This window comes from Nitrososphaera sp. (assembly GCA_039938515.1).
In the GTDB taxonomy this organism is placed as follows: domain Archaea; phylum Thermoproteota; class Nitrososphaeria; order Nitrososphaerales; family Nitrososphaeraceae; genus Nitrososphaera.
In genome coordinates this window covers 13291-39693 of the sequence record JBDUUL010000019.1, presented here as the reverse complement: position 1 = coordinate 39693, position 26403 = coordinate 13291, and the positions used below count along the sequence as shown (strand labels likewise).

Genomic DNA, 26403 nt, shown 5'->3' with positions numbered 1-26403 from the left:
GGTAATGCCCAGACATGACACTGATGAATTATCTACTTTTCGGACTGCCGATTCAGCCAATGTGCTCGCCCAAAGAAATGCACTCCTACGACAGTCATTGCCCCCGCTTTTTTGGACTGATTTCCGAGATCTGGAATGAATTTGGATAAATGGTAATAACAAAGGCGAAGGATGCTCGCTTGAAATGAACAAGATGCGTTTTCTATCCGTGGTCTTTGCGGCAGCTTTGCTGTCCCTGGTTGTTTCAGGCACAGGGCGGTTTGCTGCAGCTGAGACAAGCAATAGCGCGGCAGCAGGCGCCGTGTTTACCATGACAAACTCTGCGTCAGGCAACAGCATCGTCGCATACGACAGGGCAGCGAACGGCAGCATCAGCATCGCAGGAACATTTCCAACCGGCGGGTCAGGCACAGGTGCGGGACTGGGAAGTCAGGGTTCGATTACAACTGCTGACAACGGCCACTGGCTTTTAGCTGTTAATGCAGGCAGCAACGAAATCTCTGTCTTCAAGTTGACCAAGAACCCGGCGCTGTCGCTTACGCTAACAGACAAGGTCAGCTCGAACGGCATCAGGCCAATCAGCATCACGGCAAGTGGTAACGTAGTTTACGTGCTAGACAACGGCACAACCTCAGCAGGCAACATTGCAGGCTACCACCTTGAGTCAGGCAAGCTCTTCGCAATCCCGCATTCTATCAAGCCGCTCTCTGGAGTAGCAGCAGCTGCCCAGATATCCTTCAATCCACAGGGTAACCTTCTCATAGTGACTGAAAAGTCGACAAACACAATCGACACTTACACCGTCGACCCGAAGGGTGTTGCGTCAGGTCCAGTACTGAACACGTCTCGTGGCATTACTCCGTTTGGATTTGCAGTTGACAACAGGGGTCACATTGTAGTAAGCGAGGCTGTCAGTGGAGCTCTCTCATCATACTCGGTGTCCAAATCCGGCGCGCTAACTACGATTAGCGGCTCGGTCACTGACGGCTATGCGGCGGCCTGCTGGGTAGTCATCACCTCAGACGACAAGATTGCATTTACCACCAATGCCCACAGCAACACCATCTCAAGCTACTCTATCGCGGGCAATGGATCGCTCAGCCTGTTGCAGGGACTGAGTGCAAGCACGGACGCTGCTCCCACGGACATGGCACTGAGCCACGGCAGCAAGTACCTGTATGTTGTGGACTCGGGCACAAGCGAGATCCAGGCGTTCAAGGTACACTCTGACGGGACCCTCGGCCTGATTCAGACGGTCGGCAGCGTGAAAGGAATAGTTGGTTTGGCCGCTGCCAACTAACCTCCCTTTTTTTGTACTCCCGAGTTAACAATAGAGAAATGTTTGCGGCAATTTACGCTAAGGCTGAAAGCGGAACACATTCTATCATAGTGTAGTACAAGATTACTAGATGAAGGATTAAAATCGAATTGCCCGAGAATGGGCATGACTCGGTTCCATGAGAACTGTAACCAGTGCAACAAGCCAATATACCGGATTACCGACGGCGAAAAGCCCCTTGGCATATTCAACAGGGATTTCTCAAAGCACGTATGCAGCAAGGCTGGCCCATGACTTTATAGTTAGGTACACTGGCGCGGGGTAACTGCAACCAAAGCGCTTATCTCTTACCTTGGTCGCATACTCTATGCTTGAAAATAGTGGCGGTGCTCTACTCTGGTGGCGCAGCGGCGCAGCGCAACCCCGAACTGCTAGGAAGTGCCGAAAATGCCTTGGGACTCCGTGACTTTCTAAAGAACAAGGGACACGAGCTTGTGGTCCTGACAGACAAGGACACAGAGCTTGAAAAGAATCTTCCCGATACTGACATTCTCATTACCACGCCCTTCTGGCCTGCATACGTCACGCAGGAGCGCATCGCAAAGGCCCCCAAGCTCAGACTCGTGCTCACCGCAGGAATCGGCTCCGACCACATCGACCTAGCGGCAGCGGCCCGCCGGGGAATCACTGTCGCAGAAATCACCGGCAGCAACGTTGTCAGCGTCGCAGAGCAGGTTGTAATGCACATACTTGCACTAGTACGAAACTACATTCCCGCGTACAAGCAGGTGCTTGAGGGAAGGTGGGACATTGCCGAAATAGCGTCCAATGCGCACGACTTGGAAGGCAAGACCGTCGGGATCGTCGGGACCGGCAGGATCGGCCAGCGAGTATGCGCCAGGCTAAAGGCCTTTGATGTTACAATGTTTTATTACGATAACAGGCGGCTGACGACCGCGGAGGAAGTAATCCTGGGCGCGAGGTACGCGCCGCTGGACCAGATTATCGAGCGGTCCGACGTCATTACGATAAACACTCCGCTTACCCCTGAAACAGACGGCCTGTTTAGCCGCGACGTGCTGTTTCGCATGAAAAAGGGCGCCTACCTTGTAAACACTGCCAGAGGGAAAATTGTCGATACCGCCGCGCTGGTCGAGGCGCTTGAGAAAGGACACCTTGCGGGTTACGCCGGCGATGTCTGGTATCCGCAACCTGCGCCGTCCAGCCACCCCTGGCGGCACATGCCCAACCACGCGATGGTTCCCCATTACTCTGGCACGACGCTTGAGGCGCAAAAGAGGTACGCCGACGGGGTGCGGGACTGCATCGATCGGTTCCTCTCCGGAAAGCCGATAGAGCGCGAGTACCTAATAGTCGACGGCGGCAGGGTTGTAAGCCCGAGTTACAGCTACGCTTTCAAATAGATTCTACCAGTCGTATTCGGACCGGAGGTCGTGGCCGTACTCAAGGACCGACTTTAGATTGGTCAGATAGTACGCCCACCTCGACGAGCATTCCGCAAGGTGTTCGGGGTCTCTAAAGCCAGAGTGCCGCAGGCTCAGGATCGACCCGCTGCCCTTTTTTTCAACCTGAAACGACGCGCTGGTCTCGACCATCTCGCCGCTAGGTATCTTGTCATGCCTTGAAAACGTCACCCTCTTGCCCTCTTCAAACTCCTTCACCTTGCCTTCCATGTGGTAGCCGCCAATCCAGTCAAACTGGTATGCACCGCCACTTTTTTTGTCCAACTTTGCTTTGGAGAGAAACCACTTGACAAGCAGCCCCGGCTCTGTAAGCGAATCAAACACTTTTCCCGGCGGCGACTTGAAGTAGTACGACTGCTCCGCGACGAACGTTCTTGACATGTCCGGAATCTTTGCAGGAGATGTGCTAAAATAGATATCTGCAGATTCTAGAAATGCATAGACGGAACCGCAGATCTGATACTTCTAGATGATTCTGCTGTCACACTCAAAAAACGGCTTATTAGGCTTGGCGCAGATCTATCTTTGATGGAATACGACACAGCTTCAGACGACCAGGTGTCAGCAAATGCGAAAAAGACTGCAGAGTCCGTAGGCGACCTGGCCCGCGCAGTCGCGGCCAAGGCCAAGGAAGCGGCCAGAGATACGGCCGAAAAAGCTCGCTCGTACTCTGATGTTTCAGCTGCCGCGGACAGCCGCGAAATAGGCCATCTTGGCAGCAGAATCGACAAGACTCTGCTGCTGTTTGAAGAAGCTATAATGGAAATAGGAAAAGAGGGCTATGAAGAACAGGCGGCGCTGTTCGACAGCTATCAAAAATTCCTGCGGGAACAAATGCAGGTTGTTCAGGCAAGGATGGACCTGGCCAGAACGCTAAAGCCCGGGGCTTAAGGCTCGTGCTTTGACCCTGCCACCTTGGCTGCAAATTCCTTTTTTGCCTGGACCACGTTTGACTCTTCCTGTAGCAGTTTTTTAAGCTCTGCCATCAGGTCTTCCTGGCGCTCGTATGGCTCGAGCCTTGCACTCTCCATCGTCCCGTTGAACTCGCGAACTATCTTTTGCGACAGCTCCTGCAGTCTCGCGCCATTTCTTTTCGGTATCTGCTGGAATGAGGCAACAAAGTTTGACTGCTCGGTTCGCGCGATGCTGTCAGCCTGCGCCTCCTTGGCTCGCAGTTCGTCCTCCTGGGTGGGATAGCTCATGATAACAGCATGAAAAATATCGGGTTTAACTGTTTTAGCAGCCGCCAGTTAAATGATGATTGGTTATTGAGGATTGTTTGGAAGGTGTAATAAGCATTAGAGAGCGTCAATATCCAGTATGAGCGGAAGCGAAGGCGTCAGCGGGGCAGACCCCGATTACCCTGAAGAGAGCCTCGAGGAAGAAACCGTGGTTATTGAACACAAGAGAAGTCCTTCTGAATCCGTCTCGCCTTCTGACATTATAGTCGACGCGGACAGTGCGGACGTGATAACGTACAAGCGCGAAGTGAGTCAGCCGGCAGAGGAGACGGTATCGGCAAAGGCACACCAGGCCGGCGAGTCCCTCAAGGAGCTTGCAAGTGCAGTCGGAACGGCTGCAAAGGAAAAACTGAAAGAGACTACAAACAAGGTGATTGAAAACCGCGATGCGATGCGGCCGGACAATATTGACGCTAAAAGGGACGCAAGGGACATCAGCAGGCTTTCGCCATATGCGGAAAACCTTGCTGCTTCGTTTGAGCAAACCATGGCAGTCATTCAGACACAGGACTATGCCGACCAGGAGAGGATGCTCATTGGGTACAGGACGCTGCTCGAAGAGCAGCTTCGGGTAATTGAAGCTCGCCAGCGGATGGCAAAGCGCCTAAAGTCTGTCTGAGCTCAGGCGGCCTTGATCAAGCTCGGCAGCCGTCTGCCGGTAGACCTGAAGCGTCCGCTCGTCAAACAGAACAAAGGCAATCCTTTCTGGGGCCCCTTTCTTTTCGGCAAACTCCCAGACAGTCGATAAAGCAATTCTTGTGGCCGCCTCCAAAGGATATCCGTACGCCCCGATGCTTATCCCGGGAAATGCAATGCTTTTCACTGAACTTTGGTTTGCAATCGCCAGGCAGTTGCGGTAGCAGCCAGACAGCAGCCTGGGCTCATCGAGGAGGCCGCCAGACCATACTGGCCCGACGGTGTGGATCACAATTCTGGCCTTCAAGTTCCCTCCGCCGGTGGCAGCCGCCATCCCTGTCGGCAGCCCGTTTGGCCACAGGGTCTGCCTGACGCGCCTGCACTCTGCGAGTATCTGCGGCCCGCCTCTGGCGTGAATTGCGCCATCAACGCCGCCACCGCCGTAAAGACTCGAGTTCGCGGCATTCACGATCGCGTCGGCGTCCTGGTCCACGATGTCACCCCTCAGCATGCTTATGCTAGATGTGCCCCAACGAAGCTGCAATACCATTGCATCCGGACGCGACCAATTTTACTATTCTCGCCAGCCGTCAGGCTGAAGACTCGGCAATAAAGTGCGACACTGCCGGAGGGGTTGCGCCCGTGTGAAATGAAATTGCCCTGTCCAACACCTGCCTGTCTGCAACCGTTACGCGTTCGTGCTGGCGGAGATGCTCGACCCACGAGTCGACCAAAAAGCTCTCGACAAAGACGTTCGGCTTTGAGTCGTGTCGAAAGAGCCCCCAAAAGAAGGCGCCGTCGCGCTTGCGAATTACGCTCACCCTGTCCATCGCGGCGGTAAATTCTTCAATCCTCGCCGGGTCAATGACGTATTCAATCAGGACCATTACCGGGCCTTCGTCATACCCCGCCGACGATATAAGCTCTGACGCGGGCCACCTTACCGATGGAGAAAGGTCCGGCGCCTTTTCGCCCATCAGCCTGTACCGGTATCGGATTGCAAGACCCGCCCCAAACGAGGCAGCGGCAACAATCAGGGATATTCTCACACCGACCACGTCAGCAATCGAGCCCCATGCGATGCTCCCGCCTACCAGCGCTGCCTGCACGACCAGCTGGTAAAAAGATGCCACTCTCGCAGTCACCCAGTTTGGAAGCGAACCATAGAGCGAGTATCCAAGCGACGCATAGGACATAAGTTGTGCAGTCCCTGCGACAACCATTGCCAGCGCAATAAGCACGGGGCTGCTTGTAACCGAGAGAAGCGCGAGCGCTCCCATGAACATCAGCGTGCCTGCAAACACAAGTCTATCCGGGGAGTAGCGTTTTGAGAGACGCGGTATTATAACAAGGCCCCCCACGATTGCCCCGAGGCCAAAAATCCCATAGAATATGCCGTACGCCTCGGAGCCCAGCCGGAGGTCGTACTTGACAAAAGTCGGCAGCAACGCCGGCACTATGCTTATGGGGACCGTGAAAGCGGCGGACCGTGCTAGCACGGCGCGAATCTGGGAGCTATGGCGAACATACCTTACCCCTGCCTTGATCGCGCCTGCAATGCGCTCTGCCGGGAGGGAGGACTGCGTCGGGTTCTTGTACTGGTCTTTTGACCAGTACAGCGCCGCTATCACGCCCATAAAGGAAGCCGCGTTTATGAAGAACACGGCCGCAGGTCCGGACAGTGCTATGACAAGGCCTCCGATAGCCGGCCCGACCCCCCGTCCAAGGTTCATGGCGACGCCTATGAGAGTCACTGCTCCCCTTGTTTCAGACCTTGGCAGGCTGCCAAGCATGAACGGTGAAAAGGCGGGAAGGCTTACCGCCTCTCCGATTCCCAAGAGCGCAATCAGCGCCAAGAGCATTCCTGGTGTAACCAGCGAAAGCGCAGTCATTACTCCGAGAGCTGCTGCAACGGCAAGCATCCATGCCTGGCTTGCAATCAGGAGCCTCCGCCTGTTTACGATGTCTGCAAGCGCGCCTGCTGGGAGTGCGAGCAGCACTATTGAGATGCTGTCAGCGGCATAGGCAAGGGCTATCAAAAGGGCCGACGACGTCAGAGATGCCATAAGCCAGCTTTCTCCGACCGCCTCCATCAGCGAGCCAATGTTGGAGGCAATTGCCGCAAGCCATAGCGCCCTAAAGATGGAATATCGAAGCGGCGATAGGTCCGAGGACGGCTGGTCGGGCCGGCTCATATGCCGCTACTTCCCGCTGCAAACCATTGGGCCAAAATGCAGGGCACAGCCACTGAAGATTCTCCGCACTAGTAGTATCACAATTTTGTACTTAATTGCTTACCCCGCAGGCAGGTCCTAGTGGAATCCTGCAAAGCGCCAGGAGGCGATCATGGCCTTGTGCAATGAAGCAGGATGCTCTTGTTCGGCAGTACCACTGCCAGCCGGTTCATGTACGGTCTTGCCGCCTCGCGGATTGCCTTTTCGACCTCTGCCTTGCCTGGACCGTCTTTTGCCAGGCTCAGCGCCTCCCTGAAGGTATAGTTTGCATCGTACAGAAATTCCTGCAACAGTTCTATCGATTCATACCTATAGTCCACCGAAACGGCCTCGACCGAGGTTCCGGCAAAGCCGGCGGCCGACAGCATGCCTGCCAGCTTTGAATGGTCTGAAAACCGGAAAGGGTCGACTACCTGCGGAGGGGGCGCAATTTCAAGCAGTGCGAGCAAGTCGGATGTCATTTTTGTGCTGTGGACCTGACTTTTCTCTGCCCAGACGGCGGCCGTAAAAGTGCCGCCGGGCCTCAGGATGGAATGGACTTTGCGTATCGCCTTTGGAACGTCGGCAAAGAACATCAATCCCCACTTGCAGAACACGGCGTCAAAGTGATTATCGAGCTGCATCTCCTCAAAGTCGCCTTCCACAAACTCGGTATTGCCCAGCCCCTCCTCGATACTCCTTTTTCTGGCGACCTGGAGCCTCTCCGGCGATATGTCGATTCCGACAACGCGCGCGGAAGGGTTGCTCCGTGCGATGTCAATTGCCGGGTCGCCTATTCCCGTGGCAATATCCAGAACATTGCTTCTAGGCCGGATGTTTGAAAGCGAGATCATTCTTTCTACCAGGCGTCCTGAAGCCTGCCTGGAAACCGGCAGCCATCGCTCCATGGCAGCCGCAGATTGCGACCAGTACAATTTCTGTTCAGCCTTGCCGGCCACGACTCTCTGCAATGGAGAGCATCATTCGCTATATCAAGTTGCCCGCGCCGCTCCGGCCTCCCGGGCAAACTGCAAAGTTATTTTAGCGACGAGGCAGCTACTCTTGCCATGAAGATACTGAGAGAGATCACGCCTGAAGTCGAGAAGCTGTTCAAGGACCGAAACTTTGCATCGTTTGCAACAGTAATGGAAGACGGGTCGCCACAGGTCACGCCGGTCTGGGTGGATTATGCTGAGGGAAGAATCCTGATAAACACCGCGCAGGGAAGGACGAAGCTCAGAAACGTTTCGAGAAACCCCAAGGTTGCGGTTTCAGTCACTGACAGCTCAAATCCCTACACCATGGTTTCCGTGCGTGGCAGGATAGTCGAGCAGGACACAGGCGGCGCTGACGCACACATCGACCGGATGGCCAAGAAGTACCTGAACCAGGACAAGTATCCATTTCGAGCGCCCGGTGAAAAGCGGGTATTGCTCAAGATAAGCCCCGAGTCAGTAACGTACATGAGTCCCTGACCCGGGTTTTATCTATCCGCAGGCCGGACCCCTTTGAAGCTTCTTTCGGATCCACGGCCGCAGGCCCGATTACTGGATATCGGCGGGGTTGACGTCCTGTTTTAATTTCGGGTACCGAAGGCCGAGCTTTTCAAGGCTCTTGACAATCACCTTGGACACGATATAATTCCGGAGAAAGTTGTGGTTCGCGGGAACAATGTACCATGGCGCATAATCCGTCGAGGTGTTTTCTATCGCCTGCTCGTACGCTTCCATGTACTTCGTCCACAGCTTCCGCTCGGTGAGGTCGTTGATGTTGAACTTCCACTGCTTTGTAGGATCGTTTAGCCGCTGGATTAGGCGTTTTTTCTGCTCCGCGGAATCGATGTGCAGGTAGAACTTCAAGATTGTCATGCCCTCTTCGGTCAGGTACCGCTCAAACTTGTTTATCTGCTTGAAGCGGCGGCTCGCCTCCTCGTCGGATATCTGTCTGTGCACCCTGACGACAGTGACACTTTCATAGTGGCTTCGGTTAAAAATTACAATCTCTCCGCTTGCCGGCACATTCTGATGCACCCTCCAGAGGTAGTCGTGCTGCAGCTCTGTCTGGCTCGGCTGCCTAAAGTTCACGACCTTCACGCCCTGCGGATTGACGCCCTGAAAGACATGCTTTATGGTTCCGTCCTTGCCGCCGGTGTCCATCGCCTGCAGGACTATTAGCACCTTTTGCTCCTGTCCTGCATAGAGAAGCTCCTGAAGGCCTGAAAGCTTCTCGACCAGCTTTTCGGTTTCCGCAAGCACCGCCTGCTTTTTTATCGCTTTCGTCCCGTCGGGGTCAGTCTTGTCAAGGCGCACCTTCTGTCCGTGCTCTATCAGAAAGTCTGCAATGCTGATGCCCTCATTTCCCAACACTGGTCGTGAACAGCATGTGCTACTTGAGAGTATCGCCTAATGCCTTCGCAGCGTGCGTTCCGAAAAGCCGCCGCGGCAGCTCGCCTGCCTGTGGCGCTCCACATCCTCTCTGAAAAGAAAAGTTGCGCCACACCTCAGGCATCTGTATGTCCTGTCAATAGTCTCTTTCAATGCCTGGTGCAAACCTCAAGCCGGTTGCGGTTGCAAGCTATTGAACCCTCTGGTGCTTTCTTAGCGAAAAAGCTGCTAAGCGCTCTCGGACTGCCTGCTGCCGGGCACTGTAACGCGCAGCCGGTTCCACGAATGGTGTGCGGCGAGTGCAGAGGCGGCAGCGGCCGCGTACATTGCCAGACCAAACAGGAGGGTGCCGCTAAAGCCGATGACCATTGCCAGAGTCGCTGCAAGCACGGTGCCAATGATGGATGCTACGACGTTTACTCCCCAGAGAAGCGTGGTAATGTCGCCGTACCTGCTTTTCGCGGCGGCAGCCATGCCGACAAGGGAAGGGAACTGAAATCCCATCAGCAGCCCTGCAGGCATAAGCAGGCCCACGGTGAGCGCAATCCTGTAGGTCATGTCGCCGGCGACGGCCGAGTCTATAATCTGCTGCAAAAACACGACGTCAAACAGCACGACTCCTGCGAGCAGCGGCAGGGTGACAAGGGCAGCCTTAAAAGGCCTGCCGCCGAAAAGCCGCCCGCTCAGGTATGCACCTATGCCGCCAAAAAGCAGTATGGAGAACAATATGACGGTAAGCGCCAGTATGGGGGTCCCCAGGAGAAGAAGAAATTTCTGGATAAAAGTCACTTCAAGGGCCATGAAGCCGAGGCCGATAAGGCCTGCAAAAAAGAGCAAGGGCACAGTCTTTGCAAAGGGCAGCCTTGAAGCTGCGTTTCTGCGCCTGGTCCACATTGCAAGGACTGCAAAAAGGGCAGCCGCTAACGCAATAACAGTGGCAAGCAGCGTAATCATCTGCACGGGCACGGGCTGCTTGGCAAAATAAAACGGCGAGTCGTCAGACGGTATGTTTGGGTTTTCAAGGGCTGCAAGATACCCCTGATATGTCCGAGAGTCGAACAGCGGCGCGTAATGCTGGCTGACGTACCTGCCACCAAGCATGGCCACGTCCGCCCTTCCCTGAGCAGCTGCTCCTGCTGCAGTATCAAGCTGAGCAGGGGTGAAGGGCGTGGGCTTTACCATGACAAGCATGGGGTAGTATGTCTGACTGTCAGAGCTCCTGCCGAAATAGAGACCCGGCCTGTCCTCAATTACGACAATGTTCTTTGCTGCCTCCTCGCGGCTCTCGCCTGTGCTCTTCATGACCGCATCAACAACCAGAGGCATCAGCCTGGGCAGCTCAAAGTTCCATCTTACCATGGCAAGCATGCCGTGCTGGGTCAAGTGGCCAAGGTACTTTTGAAAAGCCTCCGTCGTGTATAGGTAGTTCTCGGAGAGTGCATAGCCGCCTGCAAGCTGCGCGGCCCACGAATCGACCAGCTTGATAGTTATTACGTCATATGCCTCAGTGCTTGCGCCGACAAAGTGCCTGCCGTCGTCTATGTAAAGATGCACGTCGTTTCTGTGATATACGTCGCCTGGACCCTGGCTTCCAAACCTATTGACGGCCGAGACTATCAGCGGGTTCAGCTCCACCACCGTCACGTTCCTTGAACCTCCCGCAAGGGCCATCTGGATGTCCTCTCCGCCCCCGCCCCCTATGACAAGCGAGGAATTTGCAGCTACGAGCCTGTAGGGCAAATAGTCCGCATAGGAACGAAGCCAGGAAAGGTCTGACCTGCTGCCGTTCCAGGCGAAAATCGGAGTGCCCGCGTCGGCATCTATGATTATGGATGCCAGCTCCCTCTGCGACTCGATTCCCGAGGTCGCATTTGACAATAGGGGCGTCTTGCGTGTGACGTCAATCCTTGAGAAAGAATTCCACTGCTCCGAAAGATGCTGGAAGCGCGACGGATTTACCAGCTGATAGTACAGGCCCTTGTTTGGACCCGGGTTTACGTCAAGAAAACCGGCGCCGGATGCCTTCTCAAGGGCCGGCGCAAGTATCGTAAATGCCAGAACCGCAATGCCGAGTGCCTGGAGCCGCGGCGAGATGGACACCAATTCCGCGGGAGCAAATCTTCGCGCAAATGCCGCAGCCAAGATGGCCGAGCCAGCGACAAGCGGCGCCGTTATCATGATGACCTGCTCGGCCCCTGCCACCTGCATGAGCGGGTCGAGCAGCAGAGTCGCCGCTGCAGCGCCTACAAGATCCGCGAAATACAGCTTGTTGATCTTCCTGGGCATCGCGTGAAATACTAGTGCCATCACCATTCCCGCAAAGAAAAAAGGTACTGAAGAGACGATGTAGAACAGGTAAATATCGGCCGTGCTTGGTGGAATCCTGGATAACGCAAAAATAAAAAGGGGAACTGATACGGCATACCCCACGGCAAAGTACACAATCCTCCCGCTGATGCCCTCCCTGGTCCCGTACCTGTCCTTCCATCTTGCGCTCTGCCCCTGCAGGTGCGAGACGAGAGAACCAACCCCCAGGCCAAAAAAGGCGATAGATATTGCCATGAATGCGTAGTCGTACCAGAGAACTATGGAAAATATGCGTGTAAGCGCAAGTTCCAATAGGATCGCTGAAAGGGATGTAAAGAAGAGTACTACTAGGAGGAAGATGCCAAAGGCTGAGCTCAATTGCCGACAGTCAAAGACGCAGACATTGCGGATTAAGATTTCATATCAGGCCGGCGAATCCTCTGAAGATCAGCTGGCCGCTAGCTCATGAGCCATGCAAACCAGCGCGCGGCAAACGGGTGACTGCCGTGCAGCTTTATCTTGGCGTCAGTACCGTACTTTTTTAGCTGTCCCTGAAGCGCCTCGACAAGTTCAGCTGTCGCGCGTTTTGGGTTGCGCATCGCGCCTGGGACTATCAAAGCGAACAGCTGCTTTGCAAATTCTTCTGTCATATAGACGTCATAGAACCACCAGCCGGCCGCAAATTCAGCCCTTTCGCTTAGCCTGTATGCGTTGTCGCTATGACTCATTCTCTCCAAGCCGGCAAAAAGTCCCCTGATCACTCCAAGGTCTTTCTCAAAGTCGTTTGAGACGATGGAGAACATCGGGACCATCTGCTCCGTTTTCTCGGACACGATTCTTATCCGCAAGACGCGTATTTAATCCCCGCTGGGGATCTGCTTTCCCGATAAATCTGGGGAAGTTGCTATCTGCCATATCCTTGGTGGCTCGGATTCCTGTCCCTGAAATACTTGATCAATCCGATTACGAGCATCGTAATGCCCGCGATTACAATGGCAAAGCCTCCTGCAACGCCAGCGCCGTATGCGACGACGGATTGCAGTTTTGCGCCCTGCGCCGAGCCGCCCTGGATGCCCGTGGACAGAACGGTAACCTGCCCCTGTACAAGTACCTGGCCCGGACCGGCGTTAGCCAGCGTCACAGTGTAGTTGCCTTCTTCCTTCGTTGTCGCCTGCCCTACAAAAGGGGTTGACGTTACGTTAAATGAGGCAACCTTGTTTCCGTTCGGCCCAGTAACGCTGGCCTCAAAGGGCTTGTTAATGCCCCCGCCCGAAAGAGACATCAGGACCTGCTGTCCGGCGGGAAGGTTTGGCAGGATAAACACCTGGGATTTTCCCGCGTCAAGAGTGCTGTCAACCGGAACAGAGTTTCGCAGCACTTCTTTTGCAACGCCAAAGATTGAGGCTCCCGCTATAGCAATCCCTGCTACCAGCAGGATGGTGCCTATTATCAGAAATTTTTGATATCCTTTCATACAGTTAATGGCTGCACGGTGGGATTTATGACGGTATGGTGCCGAGCCAAGGCGGCTAGTCGCCCTTCATTGGTATGCTGAAAGTGAAGGTAGCGCCGGGGCCGTCGGCGTTGTTCTGTCCGGAAATAGTTCCGCCGTGGGCCTCTATGATACTCTTTGAGATAAACAGCCCAAGACCCGTTCCCCTTTCCGACCTTGTGGCAAACTTGGTAAATAACCTGGTGAGTATCTCGGCCGGGATCCCGCGGCCCGTATCCTTTATCGCAAATATCGCCCTGTCATCGCTCTGCGTGATCGCTATTGCGATGGTTCCGGTAGCAGTCGATTTTATGGCATTGTCAAAGAGGTTTTGCACGACCTGCGCGATTTTGTCCCTGTCTGCCTCGATTTCCATTCGAGCGGGGAGGTAAATGACGGTTACTTGCCTGCCACTGAGCCTCTGCCTGGCTTCCTCGACTGCAGGCCTAATTATACTGTCAAGCTCAAACCGCGACCTGTGTATCGCGAGCGTCCCCGACTCTATCTTCGCCGTGTCGAGAATAGCGGATGACAGCCGTTCCAGCCTCCTTGCGTTTCGCAGAATTATTTCCATCTCAGTCCTCGAAATTTCAAGCACCTCCTGACCTGGAGACCTCTCTGCGACAAGTTCAGCAATACCTACAATCGGCTGCATTGGCGTCTTGAGCTCGTGAGCGGCGACATTGATAAATTCTCGCTGCATCGCGTCATGCCTTTGGATCCTTTCGTACAATTCAGTCTGCTTCCAAAAGCTTTCAAAGATCGCCCTGTACGACGAAGCCAGCTTGCGGCTGTTCATGTAGATGGCAAACCCCACTGCCTGGAGCGAGTCGGCAAGGCTGTCGTCGCCAAGCTCAAATACGATGCATTTTGTTCCATCAACCAGCACGATCGTCATGTCCGATTCGAGCCTGCTGTCTACAATCCTAAAGTCAGCGCGGGGGCATGCATCGCTTGCTATCTTGACAGACTCTACGACTCCTAGGTGGTCGGGAACAATAATCCTGGCTGATGCCCCGTTTGTCAGCGCCTCTGAAAGCTGCCGCAAGCTGCCCATCCTCATCTGCCTGATGAACGCGGCGGCGGAGGCAAACATCACGAGCACTTCATTCTTTGCACCGGACACGGTGCTTCTGGCAATCGCAAGCGATTCTCTGGCATCAGAGATTATCCTGACCCTGGCGTGCTCCACGCCGGACTCGATCTCTTGTATTCTCTTTTCAAGGGGCATTGCCGTACGCCAGAGCTCGTCAATCATTGAGGAATAGTACTTTAGATACAGCGGGTCGTCACTGAATATCGCACTGGAATTCAGCTCGCCTCCTTCCAGTTTTTCTATAGTCACGCCTGTCTCCCTGTCGGAAACACCAAAGCTCATGGGCGGCAGGACATCGGTGTGCCGGACCTCCATTCCAAGCGATGCAAATTTTTTTGCAAGCTCGAGCACCTCGGCGTCCTTGCCGTCTATTGTGGTAAGCCACCTGATGCCTCCATGCCTGCCGGCTTTGTGGCGCTCAAGGACTTCGGTGAAAACATCCCTTGCGTAATAGTATGCATATTTCAGGCCATCGGGAACAGAGCAAACTACATAGCTTTCTGATTCAAACACCATCCGTTTGGTCTCTGATAGTATCTTGCCCGGCTCCTCGACGACCTTCGTGCTTGTCCGAGTCCGTCCCTCCTCCAGCTCCGCAATTCTCTGCTTTGCCGGGATGGCCTTGCCCCACAACGTTTCAAAGAAATATTGCTGCTGTTCAACAAAGCCTTCGACATTGCTGACAATCAGCTGGGTTATCGGCCTTGAGTCAGTAAGATTAGAGATGCCCGCATAGTCGCTGCTATCTGCGATTGAGAAATTCCCCTTGATACCGTCAAGGTGACGCACTTCTGCTATCTGCATCATTTCTTTGCAAAATGAAAGATTGGTCCGAGTGATCTCGGTAATGAAGCGTATCCTGATGCCCCGGTTATGAATGGCGGTGTATGCAGCTTTGACGGGATGCACAGAAAGCATCACCGAGGGGCTAATTGCATCACCGCATACGTCTAGGCTCTTCTTCAGCCCGTACAGGACCCTCAGGCTTTCACGAAGCGTGATGTCCGCGCCCTCCCAGACCTGGGTGATTTCCTTATCCGAGATAAGCGTCAAATACCGTTGCTACAAAAGAACTCTAATTTAAGATCAGAGGCAGAAGCGTTCTAGAACTTTGTACTTTCTTGTGTGCGAATCTCTATTCGGCGGCTGCCGACGGGGTTCATGCGTATTCGGGTTTTGTCTCTCTGGCAAGCGGCAGAATGAATTTGCAGTGCAATTCCCATGCCTCCATGCAGGCTGCTGAATCCGCGCTGATGGGCAAGCTCCTGCAGTGGACTCAAAGTCCAAGTAGAATGTGCCGGTAAATTGTTAGCTATTTGTGAAATCACTTTCACCACTAAGCTATTGAATGCCTGTTGAACTGCTCCTGTGATGCAGACATCAAGCGTCCTTGACGCGCCTCGAAGCAGACGCATATTCAAGATTCTTGGCTCTGGGGCTCTTCTCGCCGCTGTTGCGATAGCCTTGGCCGAGCTGGGCAATCTGATACACTAGTATTGGCGTTTTCTTCAGCCCTCCACGCCGGGAGTCTGTTCTTTCCCGACATGTCTACAAGCGTGGTTTTCCGTTTGGCCGCCAACGCTTTGGTATGCACAAAATGACTAATGAGTGCTGCAGACCGCGCAAAGGAGACATGATCACTAGGAACCCTCGGGCCAGAGGAAGGCTACGGGAATTTCAAGTCAAGAGTGGCAGCTCCGGATGGGTTATAACCTGCAGGGCCCATAATTGCTGCCGTTAATGCTTCAAAATTTTTCAAGAACCCTGCCACTGCGCCGGATTTTGGCCGGGACGCTTTGCCTTGTAGCGACTTTAATGCTGGCTGTATCACCTCCAAATCTCTCTTCAGCGCTTTCCACAACCATTACCCCGAGCGCGGATCACTGGTACGGGCCAGGACTTGTCCGGGTCGTTATTTCCGACCCGCTCAAGAACACCGCCGGCTCGACAATCACGCCGCATATCGAAGCCAGACGCGGTTCTACAGTCCTTGCCAGCGCCGACACCCTGATTGCGAGCGAGGGCTCTTCCGGCACTTTCGAGCTCTACCTCACCACTTCAAACGCACTCGTTCCGGCAAACCCAACCTTCCCAAATGATTACGAGGTTGGTAGGATTAACTCGAGCCCGCAGCTCGGACCGCGAGATTTCTCGCTTGCACTGGGCTCGGGCAATTACATGCGCGACGGGGATTCCGTATCAGTGAGTTATGGCGGCCAGTCACAGATAATCCAGTTTTCCAAGTCAATCGCAGTCGCAAGCGTCGACAGGACTACCGCAGGAGATGGCAACAGGATTGTCCTTACAATCTCGGACCAGAATGCAAACATTGACCCTACCGCAATAGATCGGTTTCCAGCCAATGCATCCGTACTTTCAGTTACTGGCGGGACAATGAACTATACCGGCGCCATGTTTATCGAGGAAGGACAGAACACCGCCATGTTTGACCTCGTAATTCAAGTTTCAAGCGGTACCGAAAACATGCAAAATCCCCCATTCGGCGCCACGCTTAGTGGCGTGGAATTTCCAAGCGTGGCCCAGTTTACGGTGCACGGCTTTGACGTATATACTTCGGTTCCCGCCGCAACTCCGCCTTATAACGCGGTGACTCCAAATCCGCAGGCAAGCTCGAGCCAGAACGTGGTGTTGCAGAACTCTGGTGGGGTGGTGAGCATCGTAAGCCCGCCTCAATCAAACGGACAGCAAACCGGGAACCCTGTCACACTGAAGGCAAGGATTATTCCACCGGTAATCCGAGCGGGCGTCCCCTTCTGGATTAACGCAACAGTCGTAAACAACTCGACCCAGACGATTCAATACAGCCCTTCCTGCAGCCCGTCCTTTTCAGTTTCCTTTGCCAAAGGCTTGGCAAGCTATCAGGGTAGGCCGTGCAACATCATGCCAGTGCTCAGGCAGCTCCAGCCCGGCCAGACAGATAGCGTAAAAATCCCCGGCCTGGTTGGCCAGTACCTCGAGGCAAACCAGTCAGGATCGGATAATGCCACGGTCCACTTTGAGTACCAGACCGGGGGCGGTGCCGGTTCTCCCTCCGACGTGACGCAGTCTCTGACGGTCAACATCTTGCCGGCAAATGCCACACTCGGCGAGCCTTTTCTTCTCGCCTATAACCAGTCGGTGACTGTGAAGGATGCTAACCTTGCGCTACATTTTGCAAATGTCACCGAGGACTCGCGCTGTCCATCTGACGTTCGATGCATCTGGGCAGGACGTGTTTCGGTGTTGCTAAACGCCAAAGCAGCGGACAGCGACCAGCCAATGGCGCAACTGAATTTGACCGCGCCAGCCGGGTCGGGCGCTTCAGTTACAGGCGCGCTTGATGGCCTTACGGTGACCCTGCAAAACGTCTCACCATATCCGACCAGCACCTCCAAGCCGCATCTGCAGGATTATGTTATCAGCTTGGTCGTGACAGCGGATAACCTGACCTCGCGCTCGGTGGAAATCTCAAAACCCTTCGGGTCTATCGAGGGAAAAATGCCTGCTTCCACTGTCACACCTGCAGCCGGCGACAAGGTTCACTTTGCGATAAACGCCACTTCGATCCGCACGTCCGGAACTGGCAAAATATTCGCTATCTTTGAAGTAAGATCGCTTGAAACCGGCGTCACGGAATATCTTGACTACGGCGCTGCCGACCCTGCAAAGAACGAACAAACCTTTGCAATCAATTCAACCGGCGCATGGGTCCCCTCAGCTGGAGGCAACTATGAGCTGAGGGTGTTTGTGGTCGACAACCTCCAAGTGCCTTCGAGCCTAAGCGGCGTCTCCATTTCGCAGCTCGCTGTGCGAAATTGATCCTACTGACGAACTGCCTTCAGGCGCTCTCGAATTGTATTTTTTAGCTTTCGAAGCCCATAGCCGGATTTGGACGAAAGGATGACGGGATCCTGAAGGCCGAGCATACTGGCGACCTGATCCGCGGGCTGATTCTCAGCACGATCCTGCTTGGTCAGCACTACCTGGATTTTGGATTCGTCGGCATGCAGCTCCTTTAGCACGTTTAGGCAGCTGTGGTACTTGATCCGGATTTCATCCAGATTTTCTGAACAATCGACGAGCAGCAGGATAAGGTCTGCATGAAGCGACTCTTCAAGCGTCGACTTGAAAGCGTCTATCATGTACGTCGGGAGCCTGCTGATAAAACCCACCGTGTCAGTCATAAGCACGCCGGTCTGCTCGTCAAGCTTTGCAGATCTGGTGGTTGTCGAGAGCGTCGTAAAAAGGCTGGCCGAAGTTTCCTTTTGTTCCTGCGTCAGCAGGTTGAAAAGCGTGGTCTTGCCGGCGCTTGTGTATCCAACCAGCGAAACGATGGGCGTCCCCGTCCTTGCTCTCTGCTGCTGGTAAAGCTGCCGCTTGCTCTCTGCTTCCCTTAATTTTGCCCTGATAAACCCCATCCTTCTTTTCAGGTCGCGGAACTTGACGTCCACTGTGTACTCGCCGCTGCCGCCTTTGCCGGGCCTCTCGTCGCCACTTAGAAGCTTGGCCATCTCCCTTACGCGCGGCATCTCGTACTGAACCTCGGCCAGCTGAATCTGCAATTTCGCCTCGTTCGTTGTTGCCCGGGAGTAAAAAATGTCAAGTATCAGTCGCTCCCTGTCAATGACCTGCACTCCTGTCAATTTTTCCAGGTTGTGAATTTGCTTTGATGTCAGGTGTTCGTCAACGATCACCTGTTCGGCCTTTGATTCCTGCACAAACTCGGTGATTTCCTCGGCCTTGCCCGCCCCGATTCCGTACTTTGAATGGTTAAGGTATTTCTGGGTGTAAACCTTGAGCACGGTCCTGTCTGCAGATTCGACCAGGCTGGTTGCCTCCTCCATGGCAAAATCGTCGGGATAGGTCACTAGAATTATCGGTTTCATTTTGCGATCTCTACAAGGCGCAAGGCCAACATCTTGAGTGATCGCCCGCCGTATAATAACCCCGCACCCGCGATGGAATGCGAAACTCAAGAATTCAGCATGAGCCAGAATCCTTGGCAATTCTCGTGTTCTCAGCCAAGCGCTCATCAATCACTATATCGCATGGGTTCGTCTTCCCCGAAAAATGAAGAAATCTTATCTAATATTGTCTGCACTATTGATCTGCACTTTGACACCGCCCTATTCTGTGATTCCCGGACTTTTGAATCAGGCCTCGGCGATCTCGCAATCTCCAACCGATACGACTCTTCCAAACCTATCCATAACAAGTCCGGTGGGGGGTGCGAAGGTCAGCTCCGGCGCGCTGCTAGTGCAGGGCACCGCGCAAGACGTTGGAAGCGGCATAAACCGAGTCGAAGTGAGGTTGAACGACACTGCATATCGTCTGGCTACACCCCGCGCTGCGGGCGACTGGTCTACATGGTCTGTCTCGATTGACCTGAGTTCGCTGGCGGTGGGACACTATAGAATTCTGGCAAGGGCAACTGATAACGCTGGAAACCAGAACTGGTCCGAGGTCTACGTTACCTATTCCCTCTATGACAGCTTTCCCTCTACCTATACCCTGACGCCTACCTATACCAGTCCAAACGGTAAGTGGTATGGCGTCTGGAATGGAGCCGGAGCATTTGGAGTGACGCCGATTGGCGGCAAGAACGTATATTTTGAGAACACAAATCCTGTGACTCAAAGCTCGCAATCGCAATCAGCCCTCACACTTTCGACGCAAACATTCAAGAACTTTGAACTGTCGCTTGATGTTTCTACCAACAAGCAGACCCGGCTCTACAGTTCCCCTAACAACTGGGAGGTAGCCTGGATATTCTGGCATTACAATGACAACACGCACTTCAAGTACTTTCTCGTAAAGACCGATGGTTCTGAATCCGGCAAGTACGACGGAGGTGTAAATCCCACTGACCAGAAAATACTCCAGACCTCTACAACCCCCAGAGCTACAATTGGCGGAGGAATGCACTGGGACATTACGGTTCAGGGCAGCCACGTGGTGATCATTGTCAACGGTGTCAAGGTGTTTGACTTTTACGATACGTCGACATACAGCAGCGGGACCATCGGACTTTATGCAGAGGATTCACAGGTGACTTTTAGCAACGTAAACATCACGCCTCTGTAGCCGGCGCTTACCTTTTCTTTTGCAAAATCCGGAAAGGAATCTAGCAGCAAGGTGCCGACGAAATTGCGCTCAGCAACTCGACCCCGCACACGGCGGCGATAATGGCATACGCGTGATTCTCGCGCTTGTGCTCCCTAAGACGCTCATACCCAGAAAAAACCGCCCTGCACTTGTCGCAAATCCAGTCGGGCCTGCCAAAAGACCCGTTAATTTCCTTTGACGCGTAGTTCTGGTACTTGAAACCCTGACCGTCAAGGCTTTTCATTGGAGTAACACTTAGCGCCGGTTTTACATAAACAATCCTGAATCGAATCGCCCGTCAGTCTGGCAGGCAAGAACTCATGATGCTTGCTCTGTGGGAATTCTTCGCAAGAACCTTCAGGCGCACATGTGCGAAGTCCGGATGCTGGAACGCGGAGGTCTCTGTTGCTTTCCAAGGGGAGAAAAAATTATAGTCATCGTTGGTGATTATGTTTGCATGCCCGTAAAAAACAGCACTCGCGAAAGGCCCGCCGCGGGCGGCCTGTTGGGCGAAGGTGGTTTGCTGTGCTCCGTTCACGCCTCAATGCTGTACGCAGTTGGAGAATCATCCGCTTCAATAGTCGACTGTGACAGTTGCGAGGCATGCCAGGCATGCCGCATTGGCAAAACGCACTGAATTAGAGACACAAGGGGATCGGGCATTCTGCTCGCGGAAGCCTCTGCCGAGAGATATTTGGCGAAAGCTCAATTAGTCAAGCGGCGCCAAGATGCCTTCAATGAGCGAAAAGGACTCCGAAAGAGACGAAATAAAAGACGAAACCCATCAGGTCGAGGACGAAGACCAGGAAGAAGAGGAGGACAACGGGGAGGACGAGGAATAAGAGCCGTCCAAAGCTCGCACCTAATTTCTCATGCCCCTACGGTTACCTTGCGCACACCGGTCATCGCCAGTCATCGAGGGCATAGACTTCAGGTCTGTTGTATGCAGGCTCATTTGGCCTGTCCATCGCCACACCATGCATGTCGGTCTTGAATCCAAGCTCGATCATTTTCTTGTATGAGTTATGCCGGGCAGTGTTTGCACCGGCTGTCAGTCGGTTAATTCCTCTTGACTTGGCAAAACGCTCGCACGCGGCAATCAAGTCGGTAAATACCGTGTCAGATTCTTGCACTGGGCTGACGGCGCCAAACTTTACGTAGCAGTTTCCGCCGCCGGCCTCGGTGCCCGGCCCCAGATGGCAAATTGCCATTGCCAGAACCCGTCCTTCCCTTGACCTTAGCAGCAGGGTGTCGCCGAGCTCTTGTTTGTGCACCGCCGCAATTTCCCTGCGAAGGTCAAGGCCAGAAAAAAGCTGGTTAGTCATTTCAGCGCACATTTTAGTTGACGCCATCTTTTCGTCGTCTGAAAGTTCTGAATACATGACGACACTAGAGTTGCCACTTAATCTGCCTGGATCGCCCGCGGCAAGATCTTTGGACATGATTGCGACGAGAAAACGCGGCCAAAAACCGTATTTCTGGTAGAGGTGGACATGCTTTGAACTCTGGGCGAATGTAAATAGCCCCACGTGGCGCGTACCCCACTTTTCGAATATAGCCAAGGTCCTGTCGAGCAGCGCTTGGGCGATACCCTTCTGCCAGTAGTCAGGGTGGATTGTGAGAGGCCCGAAAATTCCCACGCTTCCCCAGTCGAGCAAAAAGTTCGAGCCCACGAGCCTGCCGTTTACTTCAGCTGCAAGTGCTCCTTCCGGGTTTGTCTCAAACCTGGTTCTTACAAAATCCGCGTCTCCCATGAATTTCATGGGATCCGGCATCCCAAGAAACGTCCCAAAGGCCAGTCTGGTTATCCTGTCGGCCTCGTCCAATTCGGACCTCTCAAGCGGCCTGACTAATACGCCTTCAGATCGACCAAGTCTCATGTTTTGTGGCTCTAAAATGCTAGGCGCCTTTTGAGTGTACCTCGCAACGGCAGTGTGATTTGCGTCCCGCAGAACGGCACCCGAAAGACCATTACGCTTATATCAAGTTCTGGTAAAACACCGTTATATGGCGTTTCTCGAAGTCAAGGATTTGCGGGTAAATATCGACGATAAGGAGATTCTCACGGGGCTCAACTTGTCAATAGACAGGGGCGAAGTCCACGCCATCATGGGTCCCAACGGCTCCGGCAAGAGCACGCTTGCCAATGCAATCCTCGGGCACCCAAAGTACAGGATAACAGGCGGCGACATCCTCGTCAAAGGCGAGAGCATCAAGGACCTCTCGACTGACCTTCGGGCGAGGAAGGGCATTTTCCTTGGATTTCAGTACCCGACGGAAATATCAGGCGTCGGCTACAGCCACTTTCTGCGCAACGCCTACAACACTTTAAACAAATCTCTTTCTGAAGATCAGAACCGCGAAGTGTTTCTCACCGTGAGGGAATTTCACGAATACGTGAAGAAGAACCTTGCCGCCGTAGGGCTTGACCAGTCGTTCCTGGGAAGGTACCTGAACGAAGGGTTTTCAGGCGGCGAGAAAAAGAGGTCGGAGGTTATGCAGATGCTGGTGCTCAAACCTCACATTGCCATTCTTGACGAGCCGGACTCCGGTCTTGACATCGACGCGGTCAAGGCTGTCGCCGAGGCTATTAACAAGCTCATAGAGGCCGGCGCCGGGATCCTCGTTATAACCCACTACGCTCGAATTCTCCGATACCTGAAAAAGCTCGACTATGTCCACGTCGTGGCCAAAGGCAAGGTAATCAAGTCAGGAGGAAAAGAGCTTTCCGAGGAACTGGAAACCAAGGGCTACGGATGGCTCGGCCTCGAGGACACGTAGGTCAGATTCAAGTTAAATTAGGCTTTGCCTTAACTTTTTTCAATGTCTGGCGAGGCAGGCAAGGTTGACAAGGCAGCAGGCGCCGAGGCATCGCAATTCTTTCTGAATTTTTCGTTCTTCAAGGTTGACCCTAAGTGGAGGTGGCTAAACGAAGTTGGGAGGGACGAGGCGGCTAAAGAGTTTGCCACGCTAATCGAGGTCGCAAATACCAAAATGAAGGTGAGGACCTACTCGACGCTGGGACTTCGCAAGGACTGCGACTTTATGATCTGGATGATATCCGAGTCGGTAGAAAAAATGCAGGTCCTTGCATCGAAAATCTATTCGACTGTTCTTGGCAAGTACGTCGAGCTGGCCCATGTTTTTCTTTCGGCATCGCGCCCCTCGGCCTACTCGAAGAGGCAGATTGTCCCCGGCTTTATGACAGACGAGTTGCCAATGAAGTACGTCGTTGTCTATCCTTTCGTCAAGACACGGGAATGGTACCTTCTCCCCTTTGAGGAGCGAAAGAAAATGATGGAAGAGCACATTACCGTGGGCCGGAAATTCCCGCAGGTAAGGCTCAACACGACGTATTCGTTTGGCCTTGACGATCAAGACTTTATGCTTGCCTTTGAGACTCAGGACCTGAGGGCCTTTCAGGACCTTATCATGCAGCTTCGGGAGACACAGGTAAGCCGTCACGTGGTGAGGGACACTCCCATGATTGTCTGCGTTTATAAGCCAATCGAGGACATCATCAAGAGTCTGGCATGAGGGTACAGGCACTCAAGGAATGGGCCATAGTGTGCAGGGCCCTTGGAACCGGCCGGCAGGTTGTCCTGCTGCGCAAGGGAGGAATCATGGAATACCGACAGGGCTTTCAGGTAAAGCACGACAGGTTCCTGCTCTACCCGACATTCGAGCACCAAGATGCAAATTATATACAGGGCGACTATCGCCACGTTTTTGAAGCCGAGTTTTCTGGCAGCCAGATCCCCCGATCAAATCACACAACCCTTGAATATTATGCAGAGGTCGCCGAGGTTAAGGAGATTTCAGACAAATCCGTGCTCCCTGCTCTCGAGCCTTTTCACATCTGGACCGAAAGCTATGTTAACGCGAGGATGGAATATAACCCTAGCAAACCAATGAGCGTCTTGTTACTCCGCATTTACAGGCTGGCAAGTCCTGTTGCCGTCGATCCAAAGCCGGAGTGGGCCGGCTGCAAGTCCTGGCTTCCTGTTGATATTGAACTTGAAAGCGCAGTTCCGGTCATGGACGAGCACGACTTTTCAAGAGTAGCTTCTAAGGTGAGGCGGGTGTTATCAGTTCCGGCATGAAATACAGGAGACTTGGTCGAAGCGGCCTCAAGGTCAGCGAAATAGGCTTTGGCGCATGGACAATCGGCCTTGACTGGTGGGGCAAGAAGATTGACGAAGAGGAGGGCATCAAGATGCTCAACCGCGCATTTGACCTTGGCATCAACTTTTACGAGACTGCCGACATGTACGGCAAGGGCAGGAGCGAAAAGCTGCTTGCAAAGGCGTTTGAAGGCCGCCGAGGGGAAGTTGTCTATTCTACAAAATGGGGCTATGACATGTACAACGCCGAACAGATCGGCCACGGCGAACTGCCCCAAAAACACAACCCTGAATTTCTAGATTATGCGCTCTCTCAGAGCATGTCAAGGCTCCAGACCGATTATGTCGACGTCTACAGCCTGCATAATCCAAAGATGGATGCCATCCAGAATGACTCGCTGTTCGCTGCCCTCGACGCACTGGTAAGGGATGGCAAAATAAAAAGCCACGGTGTGGCACTTGGGCCCGCAATTGGCTGGAAGGACGAAGGTCTCGAGGCAATAAGGAAAAGAAACATCACATGCCTGCAAACTGTCTATAATATACTGGAGCAGGATCCGGGGAGGGCTTTCATGTCCGAAGCCTCAAATTGCAATGACAGCGTGGGGATAATGGTCCGCGTGCCGGATGCTTCAGGCCTCCTTACCGGCAAGGTTACTGCCGAGACCAAGTTTGACAAGAATGACCATCGCAGTTTCAGGAAGCGGGAGTTCATTCTGGAGGCAATGGAAAAAATTGACCACCTCCGGCCAATAGCAGAAAACAGGAACTGGACCGTTCCCGAGCTAGCCATCAAGTTCATTCTCTCGCAAAAGCAGGTTTCAGTCGTGCTGCCGACTATGATTAGCATCGAGGAAATAGAGCTATTCTGCTCCTACTCTGACGGGAGCTACCTGACTCACAAGGAGCTGGAGCAAATCGAGCGAATGTACGAAAGCAACTTTTACGTCCAACCCCGCCCTGAACAGCAGGCCGTATCCCCGACCGGCTAGCTATTCAAAGTACTTCACGCGCTCTTTTTTGAATTCCCGCGAGCTAAACAGGATTCTATAATCGTCAATCCGAATCGCTGCGGACATTTCAGCGGCCATCTTTTCCGCGGCGGCAAGCGATCTTGCATGCACCATGCTAAACACATTGTAGTTCCAGTCCGGATACACGGGGCGCCTGTAGCAGTGGCTGACCTGTGGAAACTCGGCAAGCTTGAAGCCAGCCTCGTCCACCCTGTCCTCGGGCACGTTCCATACCACCATGCCGTTTGCTACAAAGCCCGCGTCCCTGTGCCTGAGAATCGCTGCAAAGCGCCTCATCAGGCCGCTTGCCTCGTACTCGCGTGCCTTGGCAAAAAGTTCCTCTGTGGTTATGCCCAGGCTCCGAGCGGCAGATGCAAACGGTTCTTCGACTACCGGAAGGTCTTTCTGAAGCTGGCGGACAAACTCTTTGTCGCGTTCTGTTATCTCCAACTTTTCAGAGCTCATGTGCTTGACCTCGTCTGTCGGCTGCGGCTTTTCGGCGTCCGAATTTACCATGTCCAGCCTCACGCCTATCTTGTACAGTTTCAGGGTGGGAAGCAGGCGGTACTTTATCACGCCATCAAGCGAAGCCATCCTGTCCAGGTCGGCCTTCATGTCGGAGCCGGGGGGAACAGCCAGTGTAAACCACATGTTGTACTCGTGGTTTCGCTCATAGTTGTGGCTGACTCCCGGGTGCTTGTTGACCTGTTCTGCCACCCAGTCGAGTTTATCGGGGATTACTGAAAATGCTACCAGCGCGCTCTTGTAGCCCAGCCTTCTCGTATCAAAAATCGCGTTTATCTGCCGGATTAGTCCCATCTGCTTCAAGCCCGAAATCCTGCTCATTACTTCCTGCTCGGATATGCCGTGCTTTTTGCCGATCTCAAGGTAAGGCCTTTCAGCGAGAGGAAAAACCCACTGTATGTCGTTTAGCAACGCCTTGTCAATCTCGTCGAGTCCTTGCTGTCTGGCTTGCATCAGACGACGAAATGAAGACGCCTCCATGCATTAAAAACCTACTGATCCTGC

At 53.7% G+C, this 26403-nt stretch carries 26 protein-coding genes; 12 read left to right on the top strand and 14 right to left on the bottom strand.

Going from position 1 to position 26403, the window contains the following annotated elements; translation table 11 throughout:
- Nucleotides 1-184: 184 nt before the first annotated feature.
- A complete protein-coding gene (locus ABI361_11095; protein ID MEO9321210.1) occupies nucleotides 185-1300 on the top strand; it encodes a beta-propeller fold lactonase family protein in 1116 nt (371 codons plus the stop codon).
- A gap of 359 nt (nucleotides 1301-1659) precedes the next feature.
- Nucleotides 1660-2703 (top strand): NAD-dependent formate dehydrogenase, encoded by a 1044-nt coding sequence (locus tag ABI361_11090; protein ID MEO9321209.1) that lies wholly within the window; start codon nucleotides 1660-1662, stop codon nucleotides 2701-2703.
- A 3-nt stretch (nucleotides 2704-2706) separates the two neighbouring features.
- Here ABI361_11090 and ABI361_11085 read toward each other — a convergent pair whose 3' ends face one another.
- Nucleotides 2707-3144, bottom strand: coding sequence for an SRPBCC domain-containing protein (locus ABI361_11085; protein MEO9321208.1), 438 nt, complete (start codon nucleotides 3142-3144; stop codon nucleotides 2707-2709).
- Between the two features lie 147 nt (nucleotides 3145-3291).
- Here ABI361_11085 and ABI361_11080 point away from each other — a divergent pair, with 147 nt between their 5' ends.
- Nucleotides 3292-3654 carry a hypothetical protein gene (locus ABI361_11080; GenBank protein ID MEO9321207.1) on the top strand — a complete coding sequence of 121 codons (363 nt, stop codon included), beginning with the start codon at nucleotides 3292-3294 and terminating at the stop codon, nucleotides 3652-3654.
- Here the strand turns inward: ABI361_11080 and ABI361_11075 are convergent.
- A complete protein-coding gene (locus ABI361_11075; protein MEO9321206.1) occupies nucleotides 3651-3965 on the bottom strand; it encodes a hypothetical protein in 315 nt (104 codons plus the stop codon). The two genes, ABI361_11080 and ABI361_11075, sit on opposite strands and share 4 nt — an antisense overlap.
- Nucleotides 3966-4083: 118 nt before the next feature.
- Between ABI361_11075 and ABI361_11070 the strand changes: the two genes are divergently transcribed.
- A complete protein-coding gene (locus tag ABI361_11070; protein MEO9321205.1) occupies nucleotides 4084-4623 on the top strand; it encodes a hypothetical protein in 540 nt (179 codons plus the stop codon).
- Here the strand turns inward: ABI361_11070 and ABI361_11065 are convergent.
- The 3 genes from ABI361_11065 to ABI361_11055 form a co-directional block, all read right to left on the bottom strand.
- Entirely contained in the window at nucleotides 4609-5190 is a 582-nt protein-coding gene (locus ABI361_11065) for an O-acetyl-ADP-ribose deacetylase (protein MEO9321204.1), read from the bottom strand. The two genes, ABI361_11070 and ABI361_11065, sit on opposite strands and share 15 nt — an antisense overlap.
- Nucleotides 5191-5230: 40 nt before the next feature.
- Nucleotides 5231-6835, bottom strand: coding sequence for an MFS transporter (locus ABI361_11060; GenBank protein MEO9321203.1), 1605 nt, complete (start codon nucleotides 6833-6835; stop codon nucleotides 5231-5233).
- A 149-nt stretch (nucleotides 6836-6984) separates the two neighbouring features.
- Nucleotides 6985-7812 carry a methyltransferase domain-containing protein gene (locus tag ABI361_11055; GenBank protein MEO9321202.1) on the bottom strand — a complete coding sequence of 276 codons (828 nt, stop codon included), beginning with the start codon at nucleotides 7810-7812 and terminating at the stop codon, nucleotides 6985-6987.
- Nucleotides 7813-7920: 108 nt separating this feature from the next.
- Here ABI361_11055 and ABI361_11050 point away from each other — a divergent pair, with 108 nt between their 5' ends.
- On the top strand, nucleotides 7921-8328 hold the full coding sequence (locus tag ABI361_11050; GenBank protein MEO9321201.1) for a PPOX class F420-dependent oxidoreductase: 408 nt from the start codon (nucleotides 7921-7923) through the stop codon (nucleotides 8326-8328).
- 69 nt (nucleotides 8329-8397) lie between these two features.
- Here the strand turns inward: ABI361_11050 and ABI361_11045 are convergent, their stop codons facing one another.
- The 5 genes from ABI361_11045 to ABI361_11025 form a co-directional block, all read right to left on the bottom strand.
- Complete coding sequence (locus ABI361_11045) at nucleotides 8398-9219, bottom strand: PPK2 family polyphosphate kinase (protein ID MEO9321200.1); 822 nt, start codon at nucleotides 9217-9219, stop codon at nucleotides 8398-8400.
- A gap of 246 nt (nucleotides 9220-9465) precedes the next feature.
- The gene (locus ABI361_11040; GenBank protein ID MEO9321199.1) at nucleotides 9466-11922 is read right to left on the bottom strand and encodes a hypothetical protein; all 2457 of its coding nucleotides are present in this window, start codon (nucleotides 11920-11922) and stop codon (nucleotides 9466-9468) included.
- A gap of 80 nt (nucleotides 11923-12002) precedes the next feature.
- Nucleotides 12003-12377: a hypothetical protein gene (locus tag ABI361_11035; protein ID MEO9321198.1), complete on the bottom strand. Its 375-nt coding sequence runs from the start codon at nucleotides 12375-12377 to the stop codon at nucleotides 12003-12005.
- Between the two features lie 71 nt (nucleotides 12378-12448).
- Nucleotides 12449-13018: a hypothetical protein gene (locus ABI361_11030; protein ID MEO9321197.1), complete on the bottom strand. Its 570-nt coding sequence runs from the start codon at nucleotides 13016-13018 to the stop codon at nucleotides 12449-12451.
- Nucleotides 13019-13073: 55 nt separating this feature from the next.
- Entirely contained in the window at nucleotides 13074-15185 is a 2112-nt protein-coding gene (locus tag ABI361_11025; protein ID MEO9321196.1) for a HAMP domain-containing sensor histidine kinase, read from the bottom strand.
- A gap of 318 nt (nucleotides 15186-15503) precedes the next feature.
- Between ABI361_11025 and ABI361_11020 the strand changes: the two genes are divergently transcribed.
- Together ABI361_11020 and ABI361_11015 are read left to right on the top strand one after the other, a co-directional pair.
- The gene (locus ABI361_11020) at nucleotides 15504-15626 is read left to right on the top strand and encodes a hypothetical protein (GenBank protein MEO9321195.1); all 123 of its coding nucleotides are present in this window, start codon (nucleotides 15504-15506) and stop codon (nucleotides 15624-15626) included.
- Nucleotides 15627-15947: 321 nt separating this feature from the next.
- Nucleotides 15948-17951, top strand: coding sequence for a hypothetical protein (locus ABI361_11015; GenBank protein ID MEO9321194.1), 2004 nt, complete (start codon nucleotides 15948-15950; stop codon nucleotides 17949-17951).
- Nucleotides 17952-17953: 2 nt separating this feature from the next.
- Here the strand turns inward: ABI361_11015 and hflX are convergent, their stop codons facing one another.
- Complete coding sequence (hflX, locus tag ABI361_11010) at nucleotides 17954-19018, bottom strand: GTPase HflX (GenBank protein ID MEO9321193.1); 1065 nt, start codon at nucleotides 19016-19018, stop codon at nucleotides 17954-17956.
- 229 nt (nucleotides 19019-19247) lie between these two features.
- Between hflX and ABI361_11005 the strand changes: the two genes are divergently transcribed.
- Nucleotides 19248-20216 (top strand): family 16 glycoside hydrolase, encoded by a 969-nt coding sequence (locus tag ABI361_11005; GenBank protein ID MEO9321192.1) that lies wholly within the window; start codon nucleotides 19248-19250, stop codon nucleotides 20214-20216.
- 40 nt (nucleotides 20217-20256) lie between these two features.
- Here ABI361_11005 and ABI361_11000 read toward each other — a convergent pair whose 3' ends face one another.
- Together ABI361_11000 and ABI361_10995 are read right to left on the bottom strand one after the other, a co-directional pair.
- A complete protein-coding gene (locus tag ABI361_11000) occupies nucleotides 20257-20481 on the bottom strand; it encodes a hypothetical protein (protein MEO9321191.1) in 225 nt (74 codons plus the stop codon).
- 658 nt (nucleotides 20482-21139) lie between these two features.
- On the bottom strand, nucleotides 21140-22117 hold the full coding sequence (locus ABI361_10995) for a GNAT family N-acetyltransferase (GenBank protein ID MEO9321190.1): 978 nt from the start codon (nucleotides 22115-22117) through the stop codon (nucleotides 21140-21142).
- Nucleotides 22118-22244: 127 nt separating this feature from the next.
- Between ABI361_10995 and sufC the strand changes: the two genes are divergently transcribed.
- The 4 genes from sufC to ABI361_10975 are packed head-to-tail and all read left to right on the top strand — an operon-like array spanning nucleotide 22245 to nucleotide 25353.
- Nucleotides 22245-23018 carry a Fe-S cluster assembly ATPase SufC gene (gene sufC / locus ABI361_10990; protein MEO9321189.1) on the top strand — a complete coding sequence of 258 codons (774 nt, stop codon included), beginning with the start codon at nucleotides 22245-22247 and terminating at the stop codon, nucleotides 23016-23018.
- A 42-nt stretch (nucleotides 23019-23060) separates the two neighbouring features.
- A complete protein-coding gene (locus tag ABI361_10985; GenBank protein MEO9321188.1) occupies nucleotides 23061-23774 on the top strand; it encodes a chlorite dismutase family protein in 714 nt (237 codons plus the stop codon).
- A complete protein-coding gene (locus tag ABI361_10980; GenBank protein ID MEO9321187.1) occupies nucleotides 23771-24340 on the top strand; it encodes a DUF1802 family protein in 570 nt (189 codons plus the stop codon). The genes ABI361_10985 and ABI361_10980 overlap by 4 nt, the downstream gene beginning before the upstream one ends.
- Nucleotides 24337-25353: an aldo/keto reductase gene (locus ABI361_10975; protein MEO9321186.1), complete on the top strand. Its 1017-nt coding sequence runs from the start codon at nucleotides 24337-24339 to the stop codon at nucleotides 25351-25353. Before ABI361_10980 ends, ABI361_10975 begins: the two co-directional genes overlap by 4 nt.
- Here the strand turns inward: ABI361_10975 and ABI361_10970 are convergent, their stop codons facing one another.
- The gene (locus tag ABI361_10970) at nucleotides 25354-26352 is read right to left on the bottom strand and encodes an Lrp/AsnC family transcriptional regulator (GenBank protein ID MEO9321185.1); all 999 of its coding nucleotides are present in this window, start codon (nucleotides 26350-26352) and stop codon (nucleotides 25354-25356) included.
- Nucleotides 26353-26403: the final 51 nt, after the last annotated feature.